The sequence below is a fragment of the Treponema sp. OMZ 799 genome (assembly GCF_024181365.1).
Classification (GTDB): domain Bacteria; phylum Spirochaetota; class Spirochaetia; order Treponematales; family Treponemataceae; genus Treponema_B.
Window position 1 is genome coordinate 305,947 of the sequence record NZ_CP051301.1, and the last position, 24,672, is coordinate 330,618.

24 protein-coding genes are annotated in these 24,672 nt (G+C 37.1%); 16 read left to right on the top strand and 8 right to left on the bottom strand.

Annotated elements, in window-relative coordinates; all coding sequences use genetic code 11:
* The first annotated feature begins 35 nt into the window (after positions 1–35).
* Positions 36–1,847, top strand: a complete 1,812-nt coding sequence (locus E4O04_RS01385; protein ID WP_253709211.1) for an ABC transporter ATP-binding protein — start codon at positions 36–38, stop codon at positions 1,845–1,847.
* A 38-nt stretch (positions 1,848–1,885) separates the two neighbouring features.
* Here E4O04_RS01385 and rny read toward each other — a convergent pair whose 3' ends face one another.
* Positions 1,886–3,415, bottom strand: a complete 1,530-nt coding sequence (rny, locus tag E4O04_RS01390) for a ribonuclease Y (protein ID WP_253709213.1) — start codon at positions 3,413–3,415, stop codon at positions 1,886–1,888.
* 138 nt (positions 3,416–3,553) lie between these two features.
* Here rny and E4O04_RS01395 point away from each other — a divergent pair, with 138 nt between their 5' ends.
* From E4O04_RS01395 to trxA, 5 genes are all read left to right on the top strand, one after another.
* Positions 3,554–4,864, top strand: coding sequence for a sugar ABC transporter substrate-binding protein (locus E4O04_RS01395; protein ID WP_253709216.1), 1,311 nt, complete (start codon positions 3,554–3,556; stop codon positions 4,862–4,864).
* A 100-nt stretch (positions 4,865–4,964) separates the two neighbouring features.
* On the top strand, positions 4,965–6,998 hold the full coding sequence (locus E4O04_RS01400) for an ABC transporter permease subunit (RefSeq protein WP_253709219.1): 2,034 nt from the start codon (positions 4,965–4,967) through the stop codon (positions 6,996–6,998).
* Positions 6,999–7,014: 16 nt separating this feature from the next.
* Entirely contained in the window at positions 7,015–7,899 is an 885-nt protein-coding gene (locus tag E4O04_RS01405; protein ID WP_002692172.1) for a sugar ABC transporter permease, read from the top strand.
* 42 nt (positions 7,900–7,941) lie between these two features.
* Positions 7,942–9,027: an ABC transporter ATP-binding protein gene (locus tag E4O04_RS01410; protein WP_253686143.1), complete on the top strand. Its 1,086-nt coding sequence runs from the start codon at positions 7,942–7,944 to the stop codon at positions 9,025–9,027.
* 148 nt (positions 9,028–9,175) lie between these two features.
* Positions 9,176–9,499: a thioredoxin gene (gene trxA / locus E4O04_RS01415; protein WP_253709222.1), complete on the top strand. Its 324-nt coding sequence runs from the start codon at positions 9,176–9,178 to the stop codon at positions 9,497–9,499.
* Positions 9,500–9,542: 43 nt separating this feature from the next.
* On the opposite strand, the gene grdD is transcribed toward trxA, so the two are convergent.
* Together grdD and grdC are read right to left on the bottom strand one after the other, a co-directional pair.
* The gene (grdD, locus tag E4O04_RS01420; protein WP_253686139.1) at positions 9,543–10,697 is read right to left on the bottom strand and encodes a glycine/sarcosine/betaine reductase complex component C subunit alpha; all 1,155 of its coding nucleotides are present in this window, start codon (positions 10,695–10,697) and stop codon (positions 9,543–9,545) included.
* A 12-nt stretch (positions 10,698–10,709) separates the two neighbouring features.
* Positions 10,710–12,248 (bottom strand): glycine/sarcosine/betaine reductase complex component C subunit beta, encoded by a 1,539-nt coding sequence (grdC, locus tag E4O04_RS01425; protein WP_253709225.1) that lies wholly within the window; start codon positions 12,246–12,248, stop codon positions 10,710–10,712.
* A 220-nt stretch (positions 12,249–12,468) separates the two neighbouring features.
* Between grdC and E4O04_RS01430 the strand changes: the two genes are divergently transcribed.
* From E4O04_RS01430 to E4O04_RS01460, 7 genes are all read left to right on the top strand, one after another.
* Entirely contained in the window at positions 12,469–13,563 is a 1,095-nt protein-coding gene (locus E4O04_RS01430) for a hypothetical protein (RefSeq protein ID WP_253709227.1), read from the top strand.
* Positions 13,564–13,568: 5 nt separating this feature from the next.
* Entirely contained in the window at positions 13,569–14,453 is an 885-nt protein-coding gene (locus E4O04_RS01435) for a hypothetical protein (RefSeq protein WP_253709230.1), read from the top strand.
* A complete protein-coding gene (locus E4O04_RS01440; RefSeq protein ID WP_253709232.1) occupies positions 14,443–15,435 on the top strand; it encodes an endonuclease/exonuclease/phosphatase family protein in 993 nt (330 codons plus the stop codon). Before E4O04_RS01435 ends, E4O04_RS01440 begins: the two co-directional genes overlap by 11 nt.
* Before the next feature lie 93 nt (positions 15,436–15,528).
* On the top strand, positions 15,529–15,777 hold the full coding sequence (locus tag E4O04_RS01445; protein ID WP_253709235.1) for a hypothetical protein: 249 nt from the start codon (positions 15,529–15,531) through the stop codon (positions 15,775–15,777).
* Complete coding sequence (locus E4O04_RS01450) at positions 15,735–16,088, top strand: helix-turn-helix transcriptional regulator (protein ID WP_253709238.1); 354 nt, start codon at positions 15,735–15,737, stop codon at positions 16,086–16,088. The genes E4O04_RS01445 and E4O04_RS01450 overlap by 43 nt, the downstream gene beginning before the upstream one ends.
* Before the next feature lie 313 nt (positions 16,089–16,401).
* A complete protein-coding gene (locus E4O04_RS01455; RefSeq protein WP_253686127.1) occupies positions 16,402–16,626 on the top strand; it encodes a hypothetical protein in 225 nt (74 codons plus the stop codon).
* Positions 16,626–17,030 (top strand): putative toxin-antitoxin system toxin component, PIN family, encoded by a 405-nt coding sequence (locus E4O04_RS01460; protein ID WP_253686125.1) that lies wholly within the window; start codon positions 16,626–16,628, stop codon positions 17,028–17,030. The genes E4O04_RS01455 and E4O04_RS01460 overlap by 1 nt, the downstream gene beginning before the upstream one ends.
* 145 nt (positions 17,031–17,175) lie before the next feature.
* Here the strand turns inward: E4O04_RS01460 and E4O04_RS14140 are convergent, their stop codons facing one another.
* The 5 genes from E4O04_RS14140 to E4O04_RS01485 all read right to left on the bottom strand — a co-directional run bounded on the left by E4O04_RS14140 (position 17,176) and on the right by E4O04_RS01485 (position 22,338).
* Positions 17,176–17,820, bottom strand: coding sequence for a DUF6994 family protein (locus E4O04_RS14140; RefSeq protein WP_371922272.1), 645 nt, complete (start codon positions 17,818–17,820; stop codon positions 17,176–17,178).
* On the bottom strand, positions 17,817–18,122 hold the full coding sequence (locus tag E4O04_RS01470; protein ID WP_253686121.1) for a hypothetical protein: 306 nt from the start codon (positions 18,120–18,122) through the stop codon (positions 17,817–17,819). Before E4O04_RS01470 ends, E4O04_RS14140 begins: the two co-directional genes overlap by 4 nt.
* A gap of 69 nt (positions 18,123–18,191) precedes the next feature.
* A complete protein-coding gene (locus tag E4O04_RS01475; protein ID WP_253709239.1) occupies positions 18,192–19,907 on the bottom strand; it encodes an ABC transporter ATP-binding protein in 1,716 nt (571 codons plus the stop codon).
* Positions 19,908–19,921: 14 nt separating this feature from the next.
* Complete coding sequence (locus E4O04_RS01480; RefSeq protein ID WP_253709242.1) at positions 19,922–21,643, bottom strand: ABC transporter ATP-binding protein; 1,722 nt, start codon at positions 21,641–21,643, stop codon at positions 19,922–19,924.
* 122 nt (positions 21,644–21,765) lie between these two features.
* The gene (locus E4O04_RS01485; protein WP_253686115.1) at positions 21,766–22,338 is read right to left on the bottom strand and encodes a TetR/AcrR family transcriptional regulator; all 573 of its coding nucleotides are present in this window, start codon (positions 22,336–22,338) and stop codon (positions 21,766–21,768) included.
* A 182-nt stretch (positions 22,339–22,520) separates the two neighbouring features.
* Between E4O04_RS01485 and E4O04_RS01490 the strand changes: the two genes are divergently transcribed.
* The 3 genes from E4O04_RS01490 to E4O04_RS14145 all read left to right on the top strand — a co-directional run bounded on the left by E4O04_RS01490 (position 22,521) and on the right by E4O04_RS14145 (position 24,654).
* Positions 22,521–22,988, top strand: coding sequence for a hypothetical protein (locus E4O04_RS01490; protein WP_253709245.1), 468 nt, complete (start codon positions 22,521–22,523; stop codon positions 22,986–22,988).
* A 185-nt stretch (positions 22,989–23,173) separates the two neighbouring features.
* On the top strand, positions 23,174–24,088 hold the full coding sequence (locus E4O04_RS01495; RefSeq protein WP_253709247.1) for a DUF5655 domain-containing protein: 915 nt from the start codon (positions 23,174–23,176) through the stop codon (positions 24,086–24,088).
* A 59-nt stretch (positions 24,089–24,147) separates the two neighbouring features.
* The gene (locus tag E4O04_RS14145) at positions 24,148–24,654 is read left to right on the top strand and encodes an HXXEE domain-containing protein (RefSeq protein ID WP_371922273.1); all 507 of its coding nucleotides are present in this window, start codon (positions 24,148–24,150) and stop codon (positions 24,652–24,654) included.
* Positions 24,655–24,672 lie beyond the last annotated feature (18 nt).

Sequence of the window (24,672 nt, forward strand, 5' to 3'; positions counted from 1 at the left end):
TTTATTTATAATGTACTCGACTTAGGTAAAATCAAATGACTTCAAAGCCTTTAAATTTTAAAAACAATTTTTTTTCGATACTGCCTTTTAGGCAGCTCGCGGTCTTGTTCTTTTTGGCTCTTGTGTCGGCCTTGGCTCCCTTTGTGAGTTTTTGGGCTCTTTCAAAGACAATCGACGCTCTTTCAAGCCTTTCTCAAGCTCAAAATGTCATCCTATACATAATCTTTATAGGAGCTTTTTTAGTTACAAACGATAGTTTCGAAGCTGTCCGCTGGACCTATTCTACCTATATGGAGGGAAAAATCTTTTTGGAGATGAAAGAAAGGCTTTTGGAAAAGGTTTCAAAATATGCGTACATCGACATCTTTGAAAATCCCGACTTTTTAAATAAGTTAAGACTGGCCGATCAGCTCATCCCAAAATTTAACAGCTTTTTTAATTCGCTTGCCATGCTTTTTTCGGGAGTGCTTGGCTCTCTCCCCTTTTTATGGATTGGAATTACGACAGCTTGGTGGGTGCCCCTTGTTCTGATTGCGGGTTTTTTACCGAGCTTAATTATAAAATGGAACCTTGAAGAAAGGCTATGGGCCTTGGAAATTCAAAACGGAGAGTCCTACAAGGAGGCGGCCGTTCATGAGCACATTCTTTTGGATTCTGCCTTTGCAAAAGAAATACGCCTTTGGAATGCCGCTTCCTTTATTCTAAAAAGATGGAAAAAGAATAGATATAATCTTTTAAAGGAAACTTCTCATCTTAGAAATAAGAGTATGGGGATGACACTTTTGGCGCATATTTTTGAGGGTCTTGTGGATTGCGGAGTGATTGCATACTTATACATACTTGTAAGCCGAAATGCCTTAACAACGGGAGCCTTTGTTTTTGCGGTTACGGCGGTTATTCAGCTAAGACAAAATGCTTTTACTGTGCTTTTATTCGGTGTCGATCTTAAAAGCGATTTTAACAGGCTAAAGCCTTATTTCGATGTTATAAATTACGATGAAACTATAATAGACAAAAACCGTCCTTGCGATGAGGAAATGAAGGCTTCTCAAGCAGAACAAAATACCATAGTCCTAAAATCGCTTTCATTTTCTTATCCTAAATGCGAAGAAAAGGCCTTAAAAAATATAAACCTTGAAATTAGAAAAGGAGAAAAGATAGCCGTCGTCGGGGCAAACGGTTCCGGTAAATCTACCCTGATTAAAATCATAAGCGGAATGTATCCCGATTTTGAAGGAGCTTATTTTTTTAATGGGAAAAATTCAAAAGATATTGCGGTTAATGAATTAAGAAGGTCTTTTGCAGCCGTCTATCAAGACTTTGCCCGTTTTCCTATGACTTTTGAAGAAAATGCAGCAATTTCCGAAATTGCCGAGCAATTTAACGCTGAAGCGGATTCTTTTAAGAGAGAAATCGAAGAATTTAAGATAGATGCCTTTAAATTTGAAGAGCTTTGTAAGTGCTTTCCGATAGCAAATTCCATGTTAGAACCTAAGACCCTGCTTACAAGACAGTTTGAAGGCGGGCTTGATTTGTCGGGCGGACAATGGCAGAGGCTTGCCCTAATGCGCTGTGCTTGGGCTGATAGGGAAATAATTCTTTTGGATGAACCTACTTCAGCCCTTGATCCCGACTCCGAGCACGAGGTTCTTGAAGCTATGATTGAGCTTATGAGAAAAAAAACGGCAATAGTTGTTACGCATAGGTTGGCCCTTTGCCGCAGCGTCGACAGAATAATTGTAATTGAAGACGGCTCCATCATCGAAACCGGCACCCATACCGAACTTATAAACAAAAACGGCCGCTACGCCAAAATGTTCAAAAAGCAAAGTGCTCGGTATAAATGAAAAAAGCCCTCGGAATCGAGGGCTTTTTTGTTTAAGTGTTAGCGGGCGTATTCGACGATACGTGTTTCGCGTATTAGGGTTACGCGGATTCTTCCGGGGTACTGTAAATCGTTTTCGATTTTTTTTGCAATGTCCCGGGCCAAAATCTTGGTATCTGCATCGGAAATCTTTTCGTTGTTGATAACAACCCGCAATTCCCTTCCGGCTTGGATTGCATAGGCCTTTTCGACTCCGCTAAAGCCTTCAGCCAGCTGTTCAAGGTTTTCAAGCCGCTTAACATAGTTATCCATAGTTTCGCGTCTTGCACCGGGACGGGCAGCTGAAATTGTATCCGCAATCTGCACTATTACCGATTCAATGCAGGTGGGCTCTATATCGTTGTGGTGAGCACCTACGGCATTGACAACCCTCGGATCTTCATTGATCTTCTTTGCAAGTTCCATTCCTATCTCTGCATGGTTTTTATCGGAGTCGGTTTCTGCACCCTTTCCGACATCATGCAGCAAGGCACCGCGTTTTGCGATTTCGACATTTGCGCCGATTTCACTTGCAATCATTCCGGCTATTACTGCAACCTCTTTAGAATGTTGCAGAACATTTTGTCCGTAGCTCGTTCTAAAGTAGAGCCTTCCCAAGGCCCTTACGCCTTCTTGGTTCATGTTATGGATACCGAGGTCGAATAAAACCCTTTCTCCTTCTTCATAAACCTTTTGCGAAATTTCTCTGGTTACCTTTTGCACAATCTCTTCAATGCGGGCCGGGTGAATTCGGCCGTCAAGAATCAATCTTTCTAAGGCAACCCTTGCAATTTCCTTGCGTACAGGGTCAAAACAAGATACTACAACAGCCTCAGGTGTATCGTCGATTATTATGTCTACACCGGTCAGCGTTTCCAAGGCTCGAATGTTGCGGCCTTCGCGGCCGATAATTCTACCTTTCATCTCATCGCTGGGCAAGCTGACCGTTGAGACAGTGATGTCGCTCGCCGTTTCCGTTGCAAGACGTTGGATCGTCGTAATTAAAATATCTCGCGCCTTTTTTTCTGCCGTAAGCTGAGCTTCTTGTTCTATCTTGTTTATAATAGTAACTGCATCATGCTTTGCCTCAGTTTCTAAGTCACGGATAATCAAATCCTTTGCCTGCTGCTGGGTCAAACCGGAAATTCTTTCCAATTCTTCCCTGTATCTTTCTTCTTCGCCGCTTAAAATTTCAGCACGCTCATCAAGTGCGGCTTCCCTCTTGACAAGTTCTTTTTCTTGTTTTTCTACAGTTTCGACACGTTTATCGAGGAGTTCCTCTTTTTGTGTCAATCTGCGTTCAAAACGCTGGAGGTCGCTCCTGCGTTCCCTATTTTCCCGTTCCTGCTGTTTTTGTTCCCGAATCAGCTGCTCTTTTGCTTCAAGAAGAAATTCCTTCTTCTGAGCTTCAGCATCTTTAATTGCCTCCTGTAAAATCCGTTCTGCACGTTGTTCAGAAGCAGATAGTTGAAATCTGGCGTAAAGCCAGCGAATCGTCCATCCAAGAATTATACAGACAGCAGGAAGGATGACATACAAAATCCAATTCATCGGTATGCTCCTAAAAAGTATACTACTGTCCAGTCTCATAATACAGGCAATCGAAAAAAAAGTCAATAAAAATTAGGAAATTTATTCTTGTTTAAGCGTAAATTTTATGATATACTTTTTATTAATAAGGAGAGTTTTATGAAACATAAAAAAAATGTATTTGCAGCCGGTTTATTTTTTATCGGTTTGGTTTTTGCTTTATCGTTCACCGTCTCTTGCGGAGGTAAAACCGAAAAGCAAAAAGTAGTATTAACCGTACAAGCAGAACAAGGCTGGATGCCGTATTATAAAGAAGCAGTAAAAAGGGTTGAAGAAACTCATCCGAATACGGAAATTAAACTTATTGAAGTAGGAGCTTTCGATCATTTGGATAGGCTTGATGCCACAGATGCTTCAAATAAGGATGTAGCAGATTTATTTGCAATTCCTGCCGATAGACTTTACGGACTTGCGGAGAATGAAGCTTTAGCTTCCATCGATTCCAAAAAAATTTCTTCCGAATTGGGCGGCTGGTCGAATTTTGATTTAGGACTTGGCGGAAACTTAAAAATCGGTAACGAATATCTTGCTTTCCCCCTTAATATAGAAACACTCATTACCTTTGTAAATACAGCAAATGCAAGAGCACAAGGTGCCGATTATGCCAAACCCTTTGAACTTGCAAATCAAAAAGATCCTGCAACCGTTTTATTGCCTCTTTTTGATGCATGGTACGGAGTTGCTCCTGCAAATTCGGCTGCAATCGAATTCTTAGGAAAGAAAAACGGAACGGAACTTTTTTCCGATATGGTTATGGAATTTAAAGATTTACCGGCAGAAAAAAGAGCTGCAATTGAAACTATATACAATTATTGGAAGCTCAATTATGAAAACAAAACTCCGCTTTTTGATGCAGATGCCGGTTGGGGTTATATTGATAAAGAATTCAGTAATGGAAATAAGGGCGTTATCCGTTTGGGCGGACCGTGGGATACGGGAAGTATTTTAGAACAGACAAAAGGAAATCTTGTAATTTATCCTATAAGCCATATTACCTTAAACGGTAAACCGATTTTACATTGGAAAGGCGGCTGGGGACTTGCTATTAATTCCCGTATCGAAAAAGATGCAGAAAAATATGCACTTGCCGAAGCGATGATAAAAGAAATCGTAAACCCTAAATATGCCGTAGACTTTTTTAAAGCGACCGGTAAGATTTTGGAAAATGTTCCTGCCGAAACATATGCCGCTTCAAATCTTTCAGATACGGAAAAGGCTGTTATTAGGGCAGTAATAGAATCTTATAAAATTTCCCCTGCCCGTCCTTTATTTAAAGAATGGGGAAAAGTTTGGGATACATGGAGAAATGCCGTTCTTTCATGGAACAGTGTTAATCCTAAAAATGTCGAGGAAGCATATAAAGAATTAAAGGCTTCTTTCGATGCAATGATGGCAAACTTTAAAATGTAATGGTCAGCTCTAAAATTTATGTCAGATTTTTAGAGGTTTCCTAATATCCTAAAAGCTGTCGGCATAGTATTGTCCGGCAGCTTTAAAACCGGAGGTGAAAATGACTTATTCAAAAACTTTGTCGGACGGTATCGGTAATATTCACCCTAGGAAAAACCTATATCTGTTAGAATTGGCGGAAGCCGATTCTGCAAAACGCAAAGAACTTAAAGCTGCAAAGTCTTCACACGAATACAATATTAAACTTGAAGATTTTAAGGTAAAACGGAAAGAGTTTTTAAAAACATTAAAACGGAAAACAAAACAATATTCGGCTTCTCATAGAGAAGATGCTGCAACCGATTATTTAAATTTACGGCTTTTTAAAGCGGAGCGAAAAAAAGAATTTTATAAAGATTTTGCTGAACTTTCTTATGACGCTTTTTTGGAAGCAAAAATTGCAGAACTTGAAATACGATATATACCGGATATCCTTGCCCATAAAGCATTGCTTCAAAAGAAACTCCAGACAGTAAAAGAAAAACTAGCAGATATTGATGAAGATGAAAGAACAATTATTCAAAAAACAATTGAGCTGACCGTTGCAGAGCGTAAAGAAAAATTAAAAACTGAACTGAAAACGCTATCGGAAAAATATACATCCAAATCCATTTCAAAAAAAGCCTATAAAACCGAATGTAAAATCAAAAGAGCTGCATATAAGGAAGATGTTCTTGCTGCATCTTTTACCGACCCCAAAGTGAGTTTACAAGAAGAAATTAAAAATATTACATATCGGCTTAAAATGGATATAAAAACAAAACTGAATGTTTTAGAATCGGATATTGCCGATGTAAGAAGAAAAACGCCTATCGAATTGGAACGGTTTCCTTTAATTTCCGTTTTTACTTGTTTTTTACCCGGTCTCGGACAGTTATTAAATAAACAATATGTAAAAGCCGGTATTTTCTTTTTATCTTCAATTTTTATTTATCTCATTGCATTCCCCTATATTTTAGGCTATACGAATTATCAAGGTTCCGGAATTTCAGGGCTTATCGGACTTGCCGAAGGCGGAACAAAAATAGATAAATCAATTATTTTTATGATTGAAGGCATTATAGCTCTAATTTTAATTCTTTTTTCGGTCTTGCTGTATACTGTTTCTTTTAAAGATGTTCGGAAGGTTGAAGTAAATGCCTTAAAAGGCATAAGACGGAAAACTTGGTTTGAAAGCAAACGGAGCATTGAACGGGAGGGCTTTCCTTATTTGGTGTCAGCTCCGGCTTTAATTGTTATTGTATTTATCGTAATAGTTCCGATTTTGACGACGGTTTTTATTTCGTTTACAAATATGGATCCGGTACATCAAAATAAATTTTCATGGATAGGTTTACAAAACTATAAAACGCTGATAACGGGACACGGCGTTGCAGGTAAAGCATTTTATCTTATTTTGGGATGGACTCTTATTTGGACGGTAGGAGCCTCCACGCTTTCGATTGTTATAGGCTTTGTTTTAAGTCTTATTGTCAATCAAGAAAGAATAAAAGGAAAATCAGTTTTTAGAACAATTTATCTTTTACCGTGGGCGGTGCCTGCGTTTATAACAATTATGTTTTTTTCGATAATGGCTTCGCGCGGCGGTCCTATTTCAGAATTGCTTGAAAAACTGTTTGGGCTTTCGATTGATATTAAAAATAATCCGCATCTTACCCGCACAGCACTTATTCTTTTACAGAGCTGGCTCGGTTCCGCATATATCTTTTTACTTTCTACGGGCGTTTTGCAGGGCATTCCAAAAGATTTATATGAAGCTGCCGAAATAGACGGTGCAACCGGCTTTCAGCGTACTATGAAAATTACCGTGCCTTTAGTGCTTTATCAAACCGCTCCGCTTTTAATAATGCAGTATACCTTTAATTTTAATAACTTTTCGATTATATATCTTTTTAATTTGGGCGGGCCTTTTAACCCGACAAAATATGGAAATTTGGCAGGAAGTTCGGATATATTGATTTCTTATATTTATAAATTAACTATCGAAAATCAATATCAAGCGATAGGGGCTGCAATTACGATAGGAATTTCGCTGGTTCTTATGGTATTTGCATTTTTGAATTTTAGAAGAACAAAAGCTTTTAAAGAAGATTAAGACAAGGAGAATAAAGATGAAAAAACAAAATGAACTTTATTTGTCGGATAAGCAGCCTCTCAATACCGGAGGTAGAATTTTTCTTACCCTTTCCTATCTGATTATGATCGTCTGGGCTTTATTTATTATTTTGCCTCTGGCTATTATTGTTGTATCGGCGTTTAACGGAAATCAAGGGAAAAATATTTCACTTCAATCGGTGTTCAGTTTTTCGCTTAAGCACTTTGAATATCTTTTTACCGAGACCTATTTTTTTATGTGGGTAAAAAATACGCTTATTGTAGCTATTGCAACCGCCTTACTGACACTTTTAATCGTGTCATTTACCGGTTATGCGTATTCACGGTATAAATTTACGGGCAAAAAAACTATTCTTATGGGAATTATGCTTATCCAAATTATACCGGTTTTTGCGGGACTTACCGCGTTTTATACTCTCCATTCGATTATTTCTACGGCAATTCCGTTTTTTTCAAAAAAGGCAATGCTTGTTTTAATTTATTCGGGAGGAGGAATCGTAGGAAACACATTTATACTAAAAGGCTATATAGATTCAATTTCGCGGGAGCTTGACGACGCTGCAAAAATAGACGGATGCTCAAATATGGGGGTTTATCGGCTGATCATTATGCCGATTGCGCGTCCGATGCTTGCCATTATTGCACTTTGGTCGTTTATCGGGCCTTTTATGGATTACATGTTACCGAAAGTTTTACTTACTAATTCAAAAGATTATACGCTTACCGTAGGCTTATTTACACTTATAAACGACGCAAGAACTATGAACGCACCGGCATTTGCGGCGGGCGGCTTATTAACGGCAATACCGATCATAATCTTGTTTATCAGTTTGCAAAATCAACTGGTTTCAGGGCTAAGTTCCGGTTCGGTAAAAGGATAGAAACATGATAATTAATTATACATTACATGAAGGGGAGATAGTATGAAAGTTAGTTTAAAGGATATCGGCAAAAAATATGAAGGAAGAGAAAATTTTACGATTAGACATATCAATTTGGAAATTGATGATAAAGAATTCTGTGTGATTTTAGGTCCTTCAGGCTGCGGAAAATCTACATTATTGAGAATGATAGCGGGGCTGAATTCGATAACGGAGGGTGAACTTATTTTCGGAGAAAAGATTGTAAATAAAGTTGCTCCGAAAGATAGGGATATTGCAATGGTTTTTCAGTCTTATGCCTTGTATCCGCACATGACGGTGTATGATAATATGGCTTTTTCATTAAAAATGAAAAAAGAAAGAAAAGAAATTATCCATGAGCGGGTTTTAGAGGCAGCAAAGATTTTACAAATAAGCGACAATCTTTATGCAAAACCATCGGATATTTCGGGCGGACAAAGGCAGCGGGTAGCTTTAGGACGCGCTATGGTAAGACGTCCGGGCGTTTTTTTAATGGATGAACCGCTTTCAAATCTTGACGCAAAGCTGCGCGAACACATGCGAGTTGAATTGGTTCGGCTGCATAAACAACTTGGCACTACCTCAATTTATGTAACGCATGACCAAACAGAAGCAATGACAATGGCTACAAAAATAGTGTTATTAAATAAAGGAAAGATTCAGCAAGTGGGCAAACCCGAAGAATTTTACAATAAGCCTGCCAATATTTTTACCGCCGAATTTATCGGCTCTCCCACAATGAATATTTTTGAAGGCAAAATTGAACATGGGCGTTTTATAACCGCTTCGGGTGTCATTGAAGTATTCCCGAAAGAAGCTGACGCAAAAGTTCTTGCTGCTTATGAGGGCAAAAAACTATACCTTGGTATACGCTCCGAACGGTTTATTGCAGGAGAAAATGAAAAAAATTCCTTCCATGCAAAAATAGATGTAATTGAAGTACTCGGAAAAGAACAGCTTTTATATACAAAGTTGGACGACGGTACCGACTGTATTATGAGCGAACCAGGATATTTTAAATATGCTGTGGATGAAATTCATAACTTTACATTTGATTTAGATGCTTTGCATTTTTTTGACGGAGAAACTACCGAAAGGATAAATTAAACGGAGTTTTTACAGGAGACATTTATATTTACATAAATATTTTATATCTTAAAATAAATCGAATAACCGGCTTGCCCTATATTTTAGAATTTTGTATATTGTAACCAATCGGGAAAAATGATTTTTTCTAATCTAAAATTATAAGGAGATGATTATGGCAGTATTGGATATTACAAATGCTAACTTTGATGAGACCCTAAAGACTACCAAGCCCGTTTTAGTTGATTTTTGGGCTCCTTGGTGACCGGGATGCGTACAGCTCAGTCCTGAGCTGCAGGCTGCCGAGGCGGAACTCGGCGATAAGGCTGTGATTGCGCAGTCTAACGTGGATAATGCACGAGAATTAGCAGTAAAATTTAAGTTTATGTCGATTCCTACCCTCATCGTTTTAAAAGACGGAAAAGAGGTAGACAGGCACACAGGTTTCATGGATAAAAAGAACCTTGTAAACTTTGTTTCAAAGCATATCTAAAAGAAAAGGCGGGAGCTTTTAAAGCGTCCCGCCTTTTTTGTTTTTAAATGTAATCGGCCTTGTGGAGTATATCCCTTGCCTTGGGTAAGTCTTCTTCGCTTACCATGATTACGGGGCCGGTACAACCCATTCCCGTTTCGGCATAGATTCCTTCCTTCCAAAGAGCCTTACATGCGTCTTCGATTTCGATAACATCGATTCCGGGGATACCGGCATCAACCGTTTTCTTGGGCGGAGCCTTTACCTCTTCGGCAGCGGCTGCAGCAACAGGCTTTGCTCCGGGCATGTCTTCCAAGAGTTCATCCAAGCCTGCTTTTTTAGCGGCCTTGAGTTCTTCTGCATAAATGCCGTGAACATTGTTCTTTGCGCAGTCTGCAACGAATTTTAAGGCATTTGCGATTGCAGGAGCTCCGGATGCTCTCGAAATAATTCCGACAACATCATCATAGCCTGAACCGATACAGGGTCCGTAACCGAAGCCTGAACCTTCATAGCTTCCTCCGGTTACAAAGGAAGAAAAGAGCTTAATAAGCAGGTTTCCTGTAAGGGTATCGCAAACCATTACATCGGGAGTTCCCTGCAAGAGGTCGTTTCCTCTCATGCGGACACCTCCGTCTGCACGGTTGGATTCGGTGTAGCTTACCTTGTAACCCCTTTCCTTCATCTTGTTTAAGGCCTTTTCGATAACGGCAATGCCGTCAATGTTCAAAAGACCTACAGTGGGCTCGGCTATTCCTGAAGCCTTAGCAACGGCAATACCGCCGATAGCGTTTAAAAGCATGGCCTTGTAGCGGTTTGCATCGGTTGTTCCCGTAGTGGTAGCAAGAATCATCTCGCGTCCCTTTCCGGGGGTTACGACCTTTCCTACTGTGCTTACGCCCAAGGGGAAGTTATAGTGCATGGTAACACAGGCCTTAATTGTTCCTTCTTTAAAAAGGCGTTCCATTTCTTTATGAGCATCTTCGAGAGTTGCTGCAGGGAAATGCTTTAAGCCCTTTACTTCAGGGCCTCCGATAAGGATTACATCCAAATCGGGGTTCCTTTTTGCGGCAAGCTCTGCGGCATAAACAAGCTCTGCTTCGCCGTGTTCGCTTCCCGGAATGGTTAAACCGACGGGGAATCGGCCGGCAAATGAGCCGCCTTCAAGCCCTTCGGCAAGTCCTAAAAATAAATCAGCAATTTGTTTTTTATCTGCCATATTCTTATCTCCTTAGTTTTGGGATTTGAGAATATTTTCGGCTACGTTTCTCATTGCTTCGGCAACAATCTTCTTTATTCCGGCTGTGTCCTGACCTGCAGAAGCGGAGCCTTTTCCGTCATTGGCTTCAATCAAGAAGCTCAAGCCGTCAAAGAGGTTTGTAAGACGGCCGAGGAACAAACTTCCCTTTCCGATTATCATTGTATTTTTGAGTTTTCCTGCCATCATATCGCGGCGAGCATGTCCGATGAAGGGAACGCCTGAGGGGATGTGTCCCTGAGTGGGAGCAAAACCTACAACTCCGTGTTTTTTTACGAATTCGGCAATTTGAGTTTTTTCAAGCTGGCCTTTCATAACGCTTAAGGCTGCAATCATCTTTACGTTTGCTTCGGGTACGTTACCTGCACCTGCGGGAGCGGTAATTTCGTGGTTTTGAAGCTCTGCCGAGTATTTTTCGATGTCGGTCATCTTTAAGCCGGCAGCATTAAGAGGATCGTAAACTAATACGCTCATAACGGCCTGAGGGGCGGAACCGGAAGAAATTACGTGCTTTCCTACAACTTCGGTGTTGATAACGGGGTTTACTCCGTCGTCTGCGCTGAGCATAACGGCAAAGCCTCCGATCATATCTTCAAAGAGGGGAAGGTCTTTTTTTACATGATCCTTTCCATTCATACCGAGCTTGGGTACTGAACCTCCCGAAACGACCATTACGTTTTTAAAGATACCTGCTGCTACAAGAGCGGCTCCGTGGATTATTGCGTGAACGGGAGCTGCACAGAAACCTCGAACGTCTGAACCTGTTGCGTTTACACAGCCTGATTTTTCTCCGACTGCCTTTGCAATGTTTCCTCCGCCTCTCTGGTTAATATCGCCTGCGGCTTCTTCTGAACATTCGATGATGTATTCGACATCCTTCATATCGATGCCTTCGAGTTTTCCCATGTGCCATGCGGAAAGAATACCGGAAGCCTTTGTGGCGAGGTTTTCGAGCATGGTGTGGGCACTCAAGTTTTCGTCTGTGTCGTGAGCCTGCTTTACACAACCGATGAGCTTTCCCTGTTCGTAGAGGCCTTCAGCCGTGTGAGCGTCTACCATTTTTTGGATTTCTGCAATGTCGTGGCCTTCTCCGAGCTTAATGTCTTGGGTTTTCATAATCGGGTGATTTTCGATGAGTTTTGCAGCTTCGGCTGTGAATTCCTTTGAGAAATAAACGAGTTCAAAAACGTCGGCATGTTTCATTAAAATGTAGAACTCGGCCTGAGTCATAATTTCGCCGAATTTACCCTTCTTTTCGGCTTTTTTTGCATCCTTGTACCAAGGTTCGGGGATTTTTTCCAAATCTTCGGGAGCCATGTTTCCGATATAAACTTGGTTAGGCGGATAGTTTACTGCCTCTTCAAAGCTTCGTAAGTGAGAGGGGATTGCCTTTAAATATTCATCCTCAGGGTTTGCAAGCCTTGTGCCTGTTTGAGTTGAACCGTTGTGAAAGAGAAGATCGGGAGCATGAACTAGGATGTAGCTTGCTCCTTTTATAGCGACTTTTGCCATAATGCCTCCAAAAAATTTATATAAAATTTAAAATGATTTGCCAAGTAATATGATGGCTTTTTTATTCTATATTAAATTCGTTTATTATTCAAGTGTCTTGTGAGGAGGGGGAGAATTGATATTTTATTACGCTTGATAGAATGTGGTTTTTATGCTATATAGCTATATATAAATAAAGATTTTAGATATACTATTAGTCTGGTGTCATTGGAGGATTTATATGAAAAAGAGGATAAGTGTATTTTTTATAATCATATTTGCTGCTATTTATTGCTTTTCAGAGAATTATGAGCAAAATCAGCGAGCTGTTGAAATGCTTAATTATTTAACCATGCAGACTCAATTTATCATTGACTCTAAAAATAACAAGGTCACCCTTGAGGAAACTTATAATAAAATTATTAATAATATAGCACCCAGTGCTGTGGATAAAAAAACAAAGGAACAGTTGACTTATATCTTAGATGAGATTCACAAATTAAGATTATTGGAAGCAAATAGAGAACAGCTTCAAATTTTATTTGAAAATGATCAGGCTCAAGCTCTTTCAAAGGCAATGCCTAACCCGACTTATTTACTCAGTACGGTAATTTCCGGTGATCCCCTAAAAACGGTTGCCTCCATTGCAATGACAGGTTTAAGTTCTTGGGTAAACTATAATAATGCAAAAAATGACTCAATAATTGCTAATTTAAAATCAAAATGGGAATTAGACAAGCAAGAAATGCAATCAATTCATAGTATAAGAAAAAATGCATTTACCTATATGATAAGGATAGTTAATTCTTATAAGGGAATAAAAGATTCATATACTCTAAATGAAGACAGTGTCAAAGAATTTATCTCTTTCCAAATGACCGAAAACCCTCATCAAAGAAAACTGAGGCTTGAAGGTAATCAGCATAAATTTGAAAAATACGGACAATATTGGGGCTTACTTGCCAAAACATATTTTGAAATTGATGATTTTAAAAGCTGTTTAAAGGCTATAAAAAAATATGAAGAAACAAGGACATCAATTTTTAGATATGATTTGGAATTTGCAAATGTCCTCCCTTATGCTGTCATGGCAGCCGAGAAAGTTTATGGAGCAAAAGATAAAAAATATATTTACGAAGCTGAAAGATATTTAAAGCTTTTAGAGAAGGAAACGCCGACAAATCAATGGCAAATGAGATATTTTATTTCCCAAGCATATATTTTACTTGCTCGCAATTCTAATGATAATTCATATTTAAATAAAGCATATTCTATCGTAAAATTGGATTTACCTACATTAGCATCAGAACAAGAAAATGGGTCGAAAACTATATAAAACCGGTGGATGAAAGGATTTCTGATAAGTTAACCCCCGGTGATAAAAAACGAAGAGAGCAAGAAATAGAGCAGGAAAAATATTTAAAAAGTATAGCTTTTATACCATATCATGAAGGGTTTTATCAAAATTATCGCCTATTTCGTGAATTAGTTGATTTATTAAAGATAAGTAAAGATGAAGTGTTTAAAGTAGATCTAGCACTATTATATGCATTATCTATTTATGAAGAGCGCTATTATGTAGCTGGAAGGAAATATGACAAGGAATATATAAACAGCTTAATTGAGAAATATGCTTCAAATTTTAGTGAAGTCGATAAGCAAAGCATTTACAGAGTTTTTAATTTTCGAGCGAGGGTTGATAAAGAAATTTATGATGGTGATGAAGATATTGCAAACCTTATGAAGGATATTATAAAAAATTTTAAAACAGATAATTATTATTTACCATCGCTAAATAATTCCTATTGTTATTATAATGATCCATGGTTATCTTTATTTAAAGATAGATCATTTGAACTAGGTATTCCTCTGTGTTTATTAACTGAACAATCAAATATTATAATGCAAGTATGGGAGTCAGAACAAAATAATGACTTTACTAAGATTTATGAAGAAAAATTTATAATTCCAGAAGATCGAGTTATTGCTCATCCTTATAGTTATAAAGCATCATATCCTAATCCAAGTTATCTTAGCTATTGTTATTTAAAATTTATTCCAAACCAAAAGATAACTTTTAATAAAAAGAATAGATATAGGATAGGAATGATTATCAAGGATCCATATTTTAATATAATGCTTATATTCGATGCCACCAATATGAATGAATATAGAAAAAATAAATTGATCAATTTTATTGATGTAATAAATTTAAATGATGAATAAAAAAATATATACGACTTTAATTTTAATTTTTGTTTTTATCGGCACAGGGTTTTGTGACACATTAAAGATTTTATCTTTTAATCTTAATGGTAATTATAAAGGTCATAGGTTAGAAGTAAGTGAACTCTGGGCAGACGATATAATTACTATAATAAAGCAGTCAGAAGCAGATATTGTATTACTTCAAGAGGTTTACATTGATCTGATTAAAAGAAGTGATACTCCTTATTTTAAGAATCCTAAACCTAATAATGTTTTAGATTATTTTGTACGAAAGTTAAGCGGATACAGCGGTACTTGGAAATATTTGACCTCAGCAGGATATATGCTGCGCAAAGATATGACTGTCGATGGTAGTAAGTATATAAGCGGTAACAAAACACAAAATAATGCTGTTTTGTTCAACTCAAACAAGCTTGAAGGTATTGATCAGGCTAAAATGCTGGGATTTGATCAATTTACAGGCAGCTATTTATTTGATAAAAATTCCGTACAAGTTATCGAATTTACCGACATAAATAAAAATTCTAAATTTGTTGTAATCAATGTTCATCTTCCATATAATAACTGGGAGAATGCGGAAAGGGACTTAAATACCTTAGAGAAACTCTATTCTCTATTCAAATTGAAGACAGGAGTTATCATAGGAGGTGATTTTAATACACAAAGACAGTTCTTAACAAAGAGGAATTTTGATAATGTTGATGGAACAAAAAGCTGGTACTATGATAAAAATTTTGGTTTACCCACAACAATTTCAACAACCGATGAGGAATCCTTTAAGTTTTATAATGATTATGATCATTTTATCTTTAATAATAAAATAAAAGAAGAAACAATAATGCAACGCCTTGGTATTCCGGTAGATGACATGAGTTTTTATGCCATAAGAATTGGGAATAATAATTTTTATAACTCTAAAGATTTTTTCGATAGAATTTCAGATCATTATCCAATTATTTTTGAGTTTTCTGTTGAGTAATATAGGGATATAGAATTTTTGCGTGACAGGTTCTTGGCTCCTATAGAATATGATTCGGCAAAAAAGGGGTATTACTATACTGGAGAATATAATATGCCCCTTAACAGCATTTCGACAAAAAACTTAATGGCTCTTTCCTCTGCAAAAATTCTTCTTTCGAATTATAAGGGAACTCCTATTTACGATGATCTATGCAATGTTATTAATTTGCTGACATTTTCCGAGATAAGAGGAAATGCAGATTTTATTGACAGGATTGCCGTACTACCTGCTTCGCCCATAATAATCGATGAGGCAATTTGGAATGCAATTTACACTGCTATGAAAATAATTCGATTATAGAATTTTATTATAACGGAAGACATAATATCGAAACGACTCATCGCCGTGTGCACCCTTATCAGATTTTAATAAATGAAGGCGTATGTTTTTTATTCGGCTTTTGCGAGCTTCGTAATGCGGAACGCCTTTTTTGTCTTTCTCGAATTAAAAATCTCATCATCACTGATGATAATTTTAAGCTGCCCCAAGATTATGAATTTTCATCCCGCTGCGGAGGAGGCAAATTCGGAACCTTTATTTCAACCGATATTCGAACATATAAAATCCGTTTTTACGGTCCGGCTCGTCAGTATGTAAAAGATAAAATCTAGGCTGATGATCAAAAAATAACGGATTACGATGAAGAAGGTTTCACTGAAATTAGTTTTTCCTCTTCACAAGATGATGTTATTATGGAGTGGGTTTTAGCTCAAGGAGCAAATGTTCTGCCTATTGAACCTAAAGTGTTTGCAGATGAGTGGAAAAATCAAATAAGATGGATGGCGGAGCGGGCCGGGATATTATAATTTGACAGGACTAGGTGAAAGGTAAAATAAATTAATCAAGCAAATTTAATTACTAATCTATTTTTTTTTGAAAAAATATGATAAAATATTTATAGTATGGATTATGTAGGAGGATAAAATGACAGTTGCAGCTTCTGAACTGACACAAATGATGAAAATGCTAACAGAAGAAGATTGTAGTGCCGCTATAAAATATATTGAGTTTCTTATCAGCTCTCGTAAAAAAAATACCAAGGCCACTATTCGCCAAATACAGGAAATTTTTACCGATGATAAAGGATGGGCTTCTGAGGAAGAAATGTTGTTGGATATGGCGGCTTTTCGCCGTTCAAGGTTAGAATAATGCGGATTTTTTTAGATACTAATGTTCTTATTTCTGCATTTATATTTGCGGGTAAGGCAGGTAATCTTTTAGAAATGCTTTTTGATGATGGTTATGACTTGCTTATTTCTGAATATGTAGATTTGGAATTTAAAGCAAAACTTGAGGAAAAATGGAGTTCAAAAGCAGATAGAATTTATTCGCTATATCGCAGTTTACCGTTTATATTTTGTGCAAGTACGGATGAACGATATGACATGATCCGCGATAAAAAAGATATTCCGGTGTTAAGCGATGCTCTTTTTCATAATGCCGATATTATTCTTACAGGTGATAAGGATTTTCTTGAATCTGATTTAGAAAAACCTTTGATATTTTCTCCTACAATGTTATATGATTATTTAATAAATATGAATGATGACTGAAATGATTTTAAAGGGGACATGGCAGAAAATTATGCTTTTTTATGGAAAACTATTGATTAATCGATATGAATAATGTTCGAAGATGTAAGATTCATTATTATGAAGAGGGTTTTAGCTCAGCTTCTTACAAACATATTAAGAGTTTTTAATTGCCTATTCTTTTTTTTAGAAGTTCTTCTCTTTTTAGGATGCAGTCATTTATAGTTCGTATATATATATTTACTGTTTCTGTGTTCCAACTGTTCGGAGAAGTATTTAATTCTTTTTTTAATTTTTCATCGATATCTATAAACGGCTGAAAGCACAGACATTCAATATAATCTTCAAAATTCTTAAAAAGATTCCAAAATATTTTTGTTTCATCAAAAAGATTTTTCATTTCATTATCGCAGTCGATTGTCTTGTTATTGATATATGTTTTTACAAGTTCTAAAAACATAAAAAAATTATCTTTGTAAGGCTCCCTTGCTCTCTGCGTATTTATCGAAGCTCTCGGGCGATTCGGTTTAGGGATAATAAAAAAAGAACCTATTCTGCCGTTATTTAACAGCGTTTTATCATTACATGTACAAAACTCTAAATTTTTTAAATCAAGACCGTCTATTTTACCGAGTAAATTTTCCGTTTTTACCTTATGTTCAAATTTCCCCAGTATTGACTTATACGTTCCGAGCGTATCTCCGCGTAATATCAGCTCTTTTGAATTTTCATCTTTTAAGAGGATTTCATATCTGCCGGAACCTTCCTGCGGACTGACACAATAGTCCCAAATTTTATCCGTTTTAATTATTTTTGCTTTATTCGTGCGGAGGGTTTAATACCCCGACGCTCTGCGTCGTAACAAAGGGTATTAAAGCCGACTGCAACCACCTTATGAGAACAACATACCCCGATGCTTTGCGGCGGGGTATGTTGATTCTTTTTCTCCTCGATGATATCAAAGAAAAAATCAATATAATGATTGACAACTTTCTCATCTGAGTCGGGATCAAAATATGTTTCTGTTTTACAGGTGCAATATCTACAACCATTTTCTTCAGAATGCAATTCTATGTAGTTCTTATTCCATTTGACAGTATTATCTTTTTCCATAATATTCTCCCTCGTTGTTTACTTTATATTATAGAAGTAAGGTGAGTAAGGTCAAGCTCTTATGCGAAATCACCTGCCGCTCCCGCACTGCGCTTTCCAAAGCCGCTTGTAGTAAGTTCCGTTTTTTAAAAGCTCATCGTGTTTTCCTTTTTCGACAAGGCTCCCCTTTTGGAATATGAGGATTTGATCAGCTTTTTGGATAGTCTTTAAATGATGAGCGATGACCAGTACCGTTCTGTTTTTTGAAAGCTCTGTGATTGCTTCTTGAATAAGGGATTCGCTTACGGGGTCGACATTGCTTGTCATCTCATCGAGAATTAAAATCGGAGCGTCTTTTAAAAAAGCTCGTGCAATCGAAATACGCTGACGCTGTCCGCCGGATAAGAGACCGCCGTTTTCGCCTATATCGGTTGCGTAATTATCGGGAAGGCTCATAATAAAATCGTGTATCCTCGCTTTTTTGCAGGCTTCAATAATTTCTTCTTTGGAAGCAACTTTTTTCCCGACGCGGATATTTTCTTCGATGGTGTTATCGAAAAGCTGTACGTTTTGCATAACAATACCGATTCTGTCCAAAAGCTCGTCATAGGGAATATCGCGTATATCGGCACCGCCGAGCTTAATGCTTCCCGCTTGTACATCATAAAACCGCAAAAGCAAATTCGTTATTGTCGTCTTACCGCTTCCCGATTCTCCTGCGAGAGCCGTCATTGTTTTCTCCGGAACGGTAAAACGTACCTTTTCCATTTTAAACTCATCTTCTTCATAAGAAAATTCCACATCTTCAAAAGCAATATCGTTTTGTAAAGGAATGATGCCGTCCGTTTTATCGGCTATTACCTCGGCATGAAGAATTTTACCTAAGCGGTGATAGCTGTCTACCGCCGACACATAATACATGTAGTGAGTTTCCATAGCCGCAAAGGGTTTATAAAATTCTTTTGAAACTACAGCGATAATCATAAAGCTGAGCACATCAATACTCCCTTTAAGTGCGGCAAGACCCGAATAAACCAAAAGCACAAAATATCCTGCATCGATTAAAAACGAAAAAACCGAAAGCTGTCTTGCCTTAAAGCGGGAAGAAGCCTTGCTTGTTTCGCCGAAGGTTTTTGTCTTTTCAAAAAGTTCATTGTCAAGGCTCTTATTATGCGAAAAACTTTTTAACACAGGAATGCCGCGCACATACTCGATAAATAAACTTACCATATCGGCGAGAGCCGAGTTGTTTCGGCTTTCAATTTTTTGCGCCTGCTTAATCGTATAAAAAAGATAGAAAAGCGCAAGCGGAATTGAGGCAGCCATAACAAGGGCTGCTTTAAAATTGATGAGGGCAAGACCTGTAAAAACCGCAAGGGCGATAAAAAAATCGCCGAACATTCTGGGCCACATGTGCCCTACCACCATTGACATATTGTCCACATCCTTATGAAGAATCGTGTTTAATTCTCCCAACCGCTCATTCGTATAAAAGCCCAAACTAAAGAGTTTTAATTTTACAATCATACGCTCCCTTATTTGCTGCACCACATCAAAACCCGCCCCGTGTTTTTTTAAGTCTGCAATCATATTGCAAAGACCCTTAAAAATGACTAAGCCTATCAAAACCGCAAAATCAACATAGAGCCCCTCAAATTGAGTTCCCTCATTAATCTTAAATAAAATAGAAAACACCGTAAGAAGCATTCCCACCGAGCTTAATCCGTACAATGTAAAAAACAATGACGAAACGAATACATCGATTTTTCCCTTCTTACTCAAAAATGCAAATAATTCTTTATACATAAATACTCCTATAATTACCCTGCAACGTTCCAGCTGTCCACTTTATTTTGAGCGTCTGTCATTTCTTTATAAAAGGGACAGCGGTTTATCAATTCGGCATGTGTTCCCGAATCCAAAATGCGGCCCTTGTCCATAACTACAATTTGATCGGCGTTGCGGATTGTGTTCAGATGATGGGCTATCGTGATGACCGTTTTATTTTTTCTTAATTCTTCGACGGCTTCGTTTATGAGTTTTTCGTTTTCGCTGTCAACGGCGGCCATCGCTTCATCCAAAATTAAAATCGGAGCATTTTTAAGAATCACTCGTGCGATGGAAATGCGCTGTTTTTCTCCGCCTGAAAGTTTTACGCCCATCTCGCCGGTTTTTGTGTTGTAACCCCTAGGCAGGGCGGAAATAAAATCGTGGCAGCGTGCTTTTTTAGCGGCTTCTATAACCTCAGCCTCGGAAGCCCCCGCCTTACCGATTGCGATATTTTCAAAGATACTCATATTAAAAAGGATAACTTCCTGCTGGACACTTCCTATAAGGGCGGAAATACTGTCCGTGTCATAGCGTGAAATATCTTTGCCCGAAATGGTGAGCGAGCCTGAATCGACATCCCAAAATCCCATTATAAGGTTTGCAAGGGTGCTTTTGCCGCAGCCGCTCGGGCCGACAAGAGCATTTAAACCGGTTTCCGTAAATTTTAAATTGATATCTTGTAAGGCAAAGCCGTCTTTTTCGTACTTAAAATTTACATTTGTAAATTCTATGTCGCCGGGTTTTAATTGTTCGCTGATTTTTTCTTTTGAAAGAGGAGCACATAAAATCTTGGCTATGCTTTTGATTTTTTCGGTAAACACGATGGAAAAATGATGAAGGGTTGCCGTTTTACTTATCGCCGACACAAAGACCGACGATAGAATGACGGACAGTATAAATTGCGCCGTAGAAATATTTTGATGTAAGAGCAAAATGCTTCCTAAAATCATAACCGCAACGATCCCGGCTTCCATAAAAATATCTATGAGAACCATCGGACCCGTAACGGCTCCCATACTCTTTTTTACATCTTGAACATAAGAGCGAGCAGAAGCCAAAGTTTGTCCGCTAAAGCTTTCTTCTTTTGCAAAAGCCTTTATAACGGCAATGTTTTTTACATATTCCATCATGTCTTCCCTCATCTTCATCTCTCTTGAAAAATACATTTGAAATCTTTTTTGCATTGTCTTTGCGGATAATTCTTTTACAAGAAACATGAGCGGAACCCCTGCAATCATTATCAAAGCAAGTCTGTAATCTATAAAAAGCATTGCAATAAAAACCAAGGCGGGAAGAAGGGTTGCCGACATAATTTCAGGAAGCCCGTGAGCAAGATATATTTCGACCTGCTCTACATCGTGTTCGATAATACTGGTAAGCTCGCCCGTGTTATGCTTTTTAAAAAAGCCTAAAGTGAGTTTTTTTAAGTGATCGATTATTGCAAGCCGTAACTCCGTCAATTTGCCGAAAGCTCTGTCATGAGCTGTCTTTGTTGCAAGATAGTTAAACACAGCTTTTAAAACAAAAGAAATCAGCATACCCGTAATGAACATTTTAAAATGCGGTTGTGTAATTTCTTTTGAAAATAATTTGCTTATCATCAGCACCAATAAAACCTGCGGTATCAGGTCAAATACTATTTTAAGCGCAAGCAGCAGATTGGGTAAAAAGTTTTTACCTGTTACCTGTTTTTTCAATTCTTTTTCATTCATACAAACTCCTAAAATTGAATAATATTGAATTTTAATTCAATATTAAGCTAAAAGTTTTCTCTTGCTAACTTCAAAGTCAGTTTTTACCGTTTTTTGATCCTCATAAAATGAGAACATTTAAATTACAGTGACTCAACGCCGTTAAAATAACACTTGTTAAGAACAAAGAGCATGTCTTCGGCCCATTTTTCATTTTTATAGTGCCTTGCAATTTCCATCAGATTTTCCACATAATTATTTGCCAAAATATGGGCAAGCATGGGATCGTGCTTGGTTTTTGAATACCGTTTTAAGCCGTCTTTTATATGCTGCTCCAACCGCTTAACCCACATATCTTTTGCACTTTCATGTTTGGTTCCCGAACTTTTATCAATTAAAATAATGAGCTTGATTCTTTCCCGTAAAAGCTCCGGAAGCTGAATGCCTCCGCCTTGGGTAAATCTTTCGTAAGGGCTGCCGGCTTCCATTTTTTCTTCATCTTCCATCATTTTAATAATTCGATTAAGAATACCGCCGACCGTTTCGTCAAACAAAGAAGCTTTATCTTTAAAATATGTGTAAATAAGGGCGACGGGAACATCGGCTTTTTCCGCAATGTCCGTGAGTTTTGCAGACCTATAATCTTTTTCATAAAAGACCTTTACCGCTGCTGCGAGTATTTTATTTTTAATTTCTTCTTTTAATACTTGGGCCATTTTTTTATCCTATCTTAAAACTGAATTCTAATTTAATAATAAATCTTTATTCAATATTTGTCAATAGAGGTAAACAAAATTTATTATAGTTATCCGGTTAAAAATTCAATAGTATTTGCATCTTGATTTTATTGATTTGATATGTAATAATTTATTCCACAAACAACACAAAAGGAGGCGGTATGCCGCAAATAACCAAGGGCGGAAAGTTTATTTTCGGAAAATCGCTGATAAAACAAGACGGAACGGTTCAGATTCCTACTCAGGCGGTGGAAGAATACGACATCACCGCCGATACAAAAATATACCTTTTTACGGGAAGCAAAAAAACCGGAGGCTTTTGTATCACCCGAAAAGGCTTGCTTGAGCCTTCAACACTCGGACACATTTTAACTGATAACCCAAATCTGCAAAACTATGCTTCCGGCTGCGGTGAGTTTATCAAATACAAAGGGCGTTTCTATTGTTGGATTGATATATCGGAAGTCGGAATCATTCGCTTGACAAAAAAGATGATGGACTTTCTTGACATCAAACCCGGCATGTACCTGCTTGCTATCCGCAGCAGCAATATTGCATTTACGATGGGTGCAAAAGGGCCGTTAATTGTGAAGGCTCATAACTACGAAGGGGTTATTCCGGAATTTTAAACCGCCGGTTTTAATATGTGAGGCCTCCCGTATTTGAAGATTATAACGGTTTTGCCGGTGAACTATTCTAAACTAATAAAAAACACCTAAAAAGAGAGATTAATCGGTTGGAAAAGGTTATTAACTGATATATAATAGCGGTAGCCTAATATTCGTTAGATAGATAACCAAGAAAGGAGAAATAAATGGCGTTGTTTAATTTGGAAAATGAAAAATTAAATTATATAAAAGAAGAACCTTTTAAGTTGGAAAAAGAGATTCAAAATCTCTGTGAAAAAAATATGCAAGAGTTATTACATTGCGAATTTGTAAAGACGGAATTCGTAATTGAAAATTTTCGCATTGATTCTCTGGGCTTTGATAAAACTACATCTTCATTTGTAATAATAGAATATAAAAGAGATAAAAACTTTAGTGTGATCGATCAGGGTTATGCGTATTTGTCTTTAATGCTTAATCATAAATCGGATTTTATTTTGGAATATAATGAAACAACCGGAAAAAATTTAAAAAGAAATGATATAGACTGGACACAATCCAAGGTTGTTTTTATTGCGCCTTCCTTTACTACCTATCAAAGAGAAGCTATTGCTTTTAAGGATTTACCCATCGAATTATACGAAATAAAAAAATATGCGAATAAGACTATTTCGTTTACACAAATTATTACAAAAAATGCTGCCGAATCAATAAAAACAATTTCAAAATCAAATGAAGAACTTGAAGCCGTAAATAAAGAAATAAAAGTTTATACTGAATGGGAAAAAATTGAATTCGGCTCACAGTCTATCCAAGAATTATATGAAAAGCTAAAAACAATGATACTGAATATCGGTGATGATATTTCAATAAAACCGAAAAAACTTTATATTGCATTTTTAAGAAAGACAAATTTTTGCGATATAAACATTCAAAAAAATCAAATTAAAATCTGGCTAAATGTTTCAAAAGGAAATATATCGGATTCAAAAGGGATATTAAGAGATGTTTCAAATATTGGTCATCATGGAAATGGAGATTATGAATTAAATATTGATTCGGATTCCGATATTGAATACATAGTGAGTTTAATTCGTCAATCATACAATTTATGCGAATAAGTTATCTTTTTCGTTTTCAAAATAACTTTTTACTTTGACATAAAACCGCTATGAATGACATGCACATCATTATATGGTCTTTTCCCTTACTCTTTATACTTCACGATTTTGAAGAAATTATTTTCATTAAATATTGGATTCAAAAAAACGAAAACTATCTGCAAGCAATAGTACCGTCAAGATTTATACCTGTTATTAATCACATGAAAAAAATCGCAACGACGGCATTTGCATTCGGTGCAGCGGAAGAATATATACTTATTCTGATTATCTGCATTGTTTCTTTTTTGACTAATCGGTATTATCTATGGATCGGATGTTTTATCGCCTTTGTTTTACATATGATTGTTCATATTTTTCAGGCACTATTTATAAAAAGATATATCCCTTCATTGGCTACAAGCTTAATATGTACCCCAATATCCATAGCTATATTGGTAAATATATGGAAGCAATTTATCTTTTCAAGAATAATTTTTTATTCAATATTGAGCTGCATTATAATGATAGGAAATCTCGTTTTCATACATTGGTTAATGGGAAAATTAGAGGATAAGTTTAGCTGATAACATAATCGGTGAAAA

Bases quoted from the DNA above. Each gene is read 5' to 3' on its own strand.
- E4O04_RS01430 (WP_253709227.1), top strand. From the start codon at position 12,469: ATGAAAAAGAGGATAAGTGTATTTTTTATAATCATATTTGCTGCTATT.
- E4O04_RS01475 (WP_253709239.1), bottom strand. From the start codon at position 19,907: ATGTATAAAGAATTATTTGCATTTTTGAGTAAGAAGGGAAAAATCGAT.
- E4O04_RS01455 (WP_253686127.1), top strand. From the start codon at position 16,402: ATGACAGTTGCAGCTTCTGAACTGACACAAATGATGAAAATGCTAACA.
- E4O04_RS01490 (WP_253709245.1), top strand. From the start codon at position 22,521: ATGCCGCAAATAACCAAGGGCGGAAAGTTTATTTTCGGAAAATCGCTG.
- grdC (WP_253709225.1), bottom strand. From the start codon at position 12,248: ATGGCAAAAGTCGCTATAAAAGGAGCAAGCTACATCCTAGTTCATGCT.
- E4O04_RS01440 (WP_253709232.1), top strand. From the start codon at position 14,443: ATGATGAATAAAAAAATATATACGACTTTAATTTTAATTTTTGTTTTT.
- E4O04_RS01405 (WP_002692172.1), top strand. From the start codon at position 7,015: ATGAAAAAACAAAATGAACTTTATTTGTCGGATAAGCAGCCTCTCAAT.
- E4O04_RS01485 (WP_253686115.1), bottom strand. From the start codon at position 22,338: ATGGCCCAAGTATTAAAAGAAGAAATTAAAAATAAAATACTCGCAGCA.
- E4O04_RS01495 (WP_253709247.1), top strand. From the start codon at position 23,174: ATGGCGTTGTTTAATTTGGAAAATGAAAAATTAAATTATATAAAAGAA.
- E4O04_RS14145 (WP_371922273.1), top strand. From the start codon at position 24,148: ATGCACATCATTATATGGTCTTTTCCCTTACTCTTTATACTTCACGAT.
- E4O04_RS01480 (WP_253709242.1), bottom strand. From the start codon at position 21,643: ATGAATGAAAAAGAATTGAAAAAACAGGTAACAGGTAAAAACTTTTTA.
- E4O04_RS01385 (WP_253709211.1), top strand. From the start codon at position 36: ATGACTTCAAAGCCTTTAAATTTTAAAAACAATTTTTTTTCGATACTG.
- E4O04_RS01400 (WP_253709219.1), top strand. From the start codon at position 4,965: ATGACTTATTCAAAAACTTTGTCGGACGGTATCGGTAATATTCACCCT.
- rny (WP_253709213.1), bottom strand. From the start codon at position 3,415: ATGAATTGGATTTTGTATGTCATCCTTCCTGCTGTCTGTATAATTCTT.
- E4O04_RS01470 (WP_253686121.1), bottom strand. From the start codon at position 18,122: ATGGAAAAAGATAATACTGTCAAATGGAATAAGAACTACATAGAATTG.
- E4O04_RS01410 (WP_253686143.1), top strand. From the start codon at position 7,942: ATGAAAGTTAGTTTAAAGGATATCGGCAAAAAATATGAAGGAAGAGAA.
- grdD (WP_253686139.1), bottom strand. From the start codon at position 10,697: ATGGCAGATAAAAAACAAATTGCTGATTTATTTTTAGGACTTGCCGAA.
- E4O04_RS01445 (WP_253709235.1), top strand. From the start codon at position 15,529: ATGCCCCTTAACAGCATTTCGACAAAAAACTTAATGGCTCTTTCCTCT.
- E4O04_RS01395 (WP_253709216.1), top strand. From the start codon at position 3,554: ATGAAACATAAAAAAAATGTATTTGCAGCCGGTTTATTTTTTATCGGT.
- E4O04_RS01460 (WP_253686125.1), top strand. From the start codon at position 16,626: ATGCGGATTTTTTTAGATACTAATGTTCTTATTTCTGCATTTATATTT.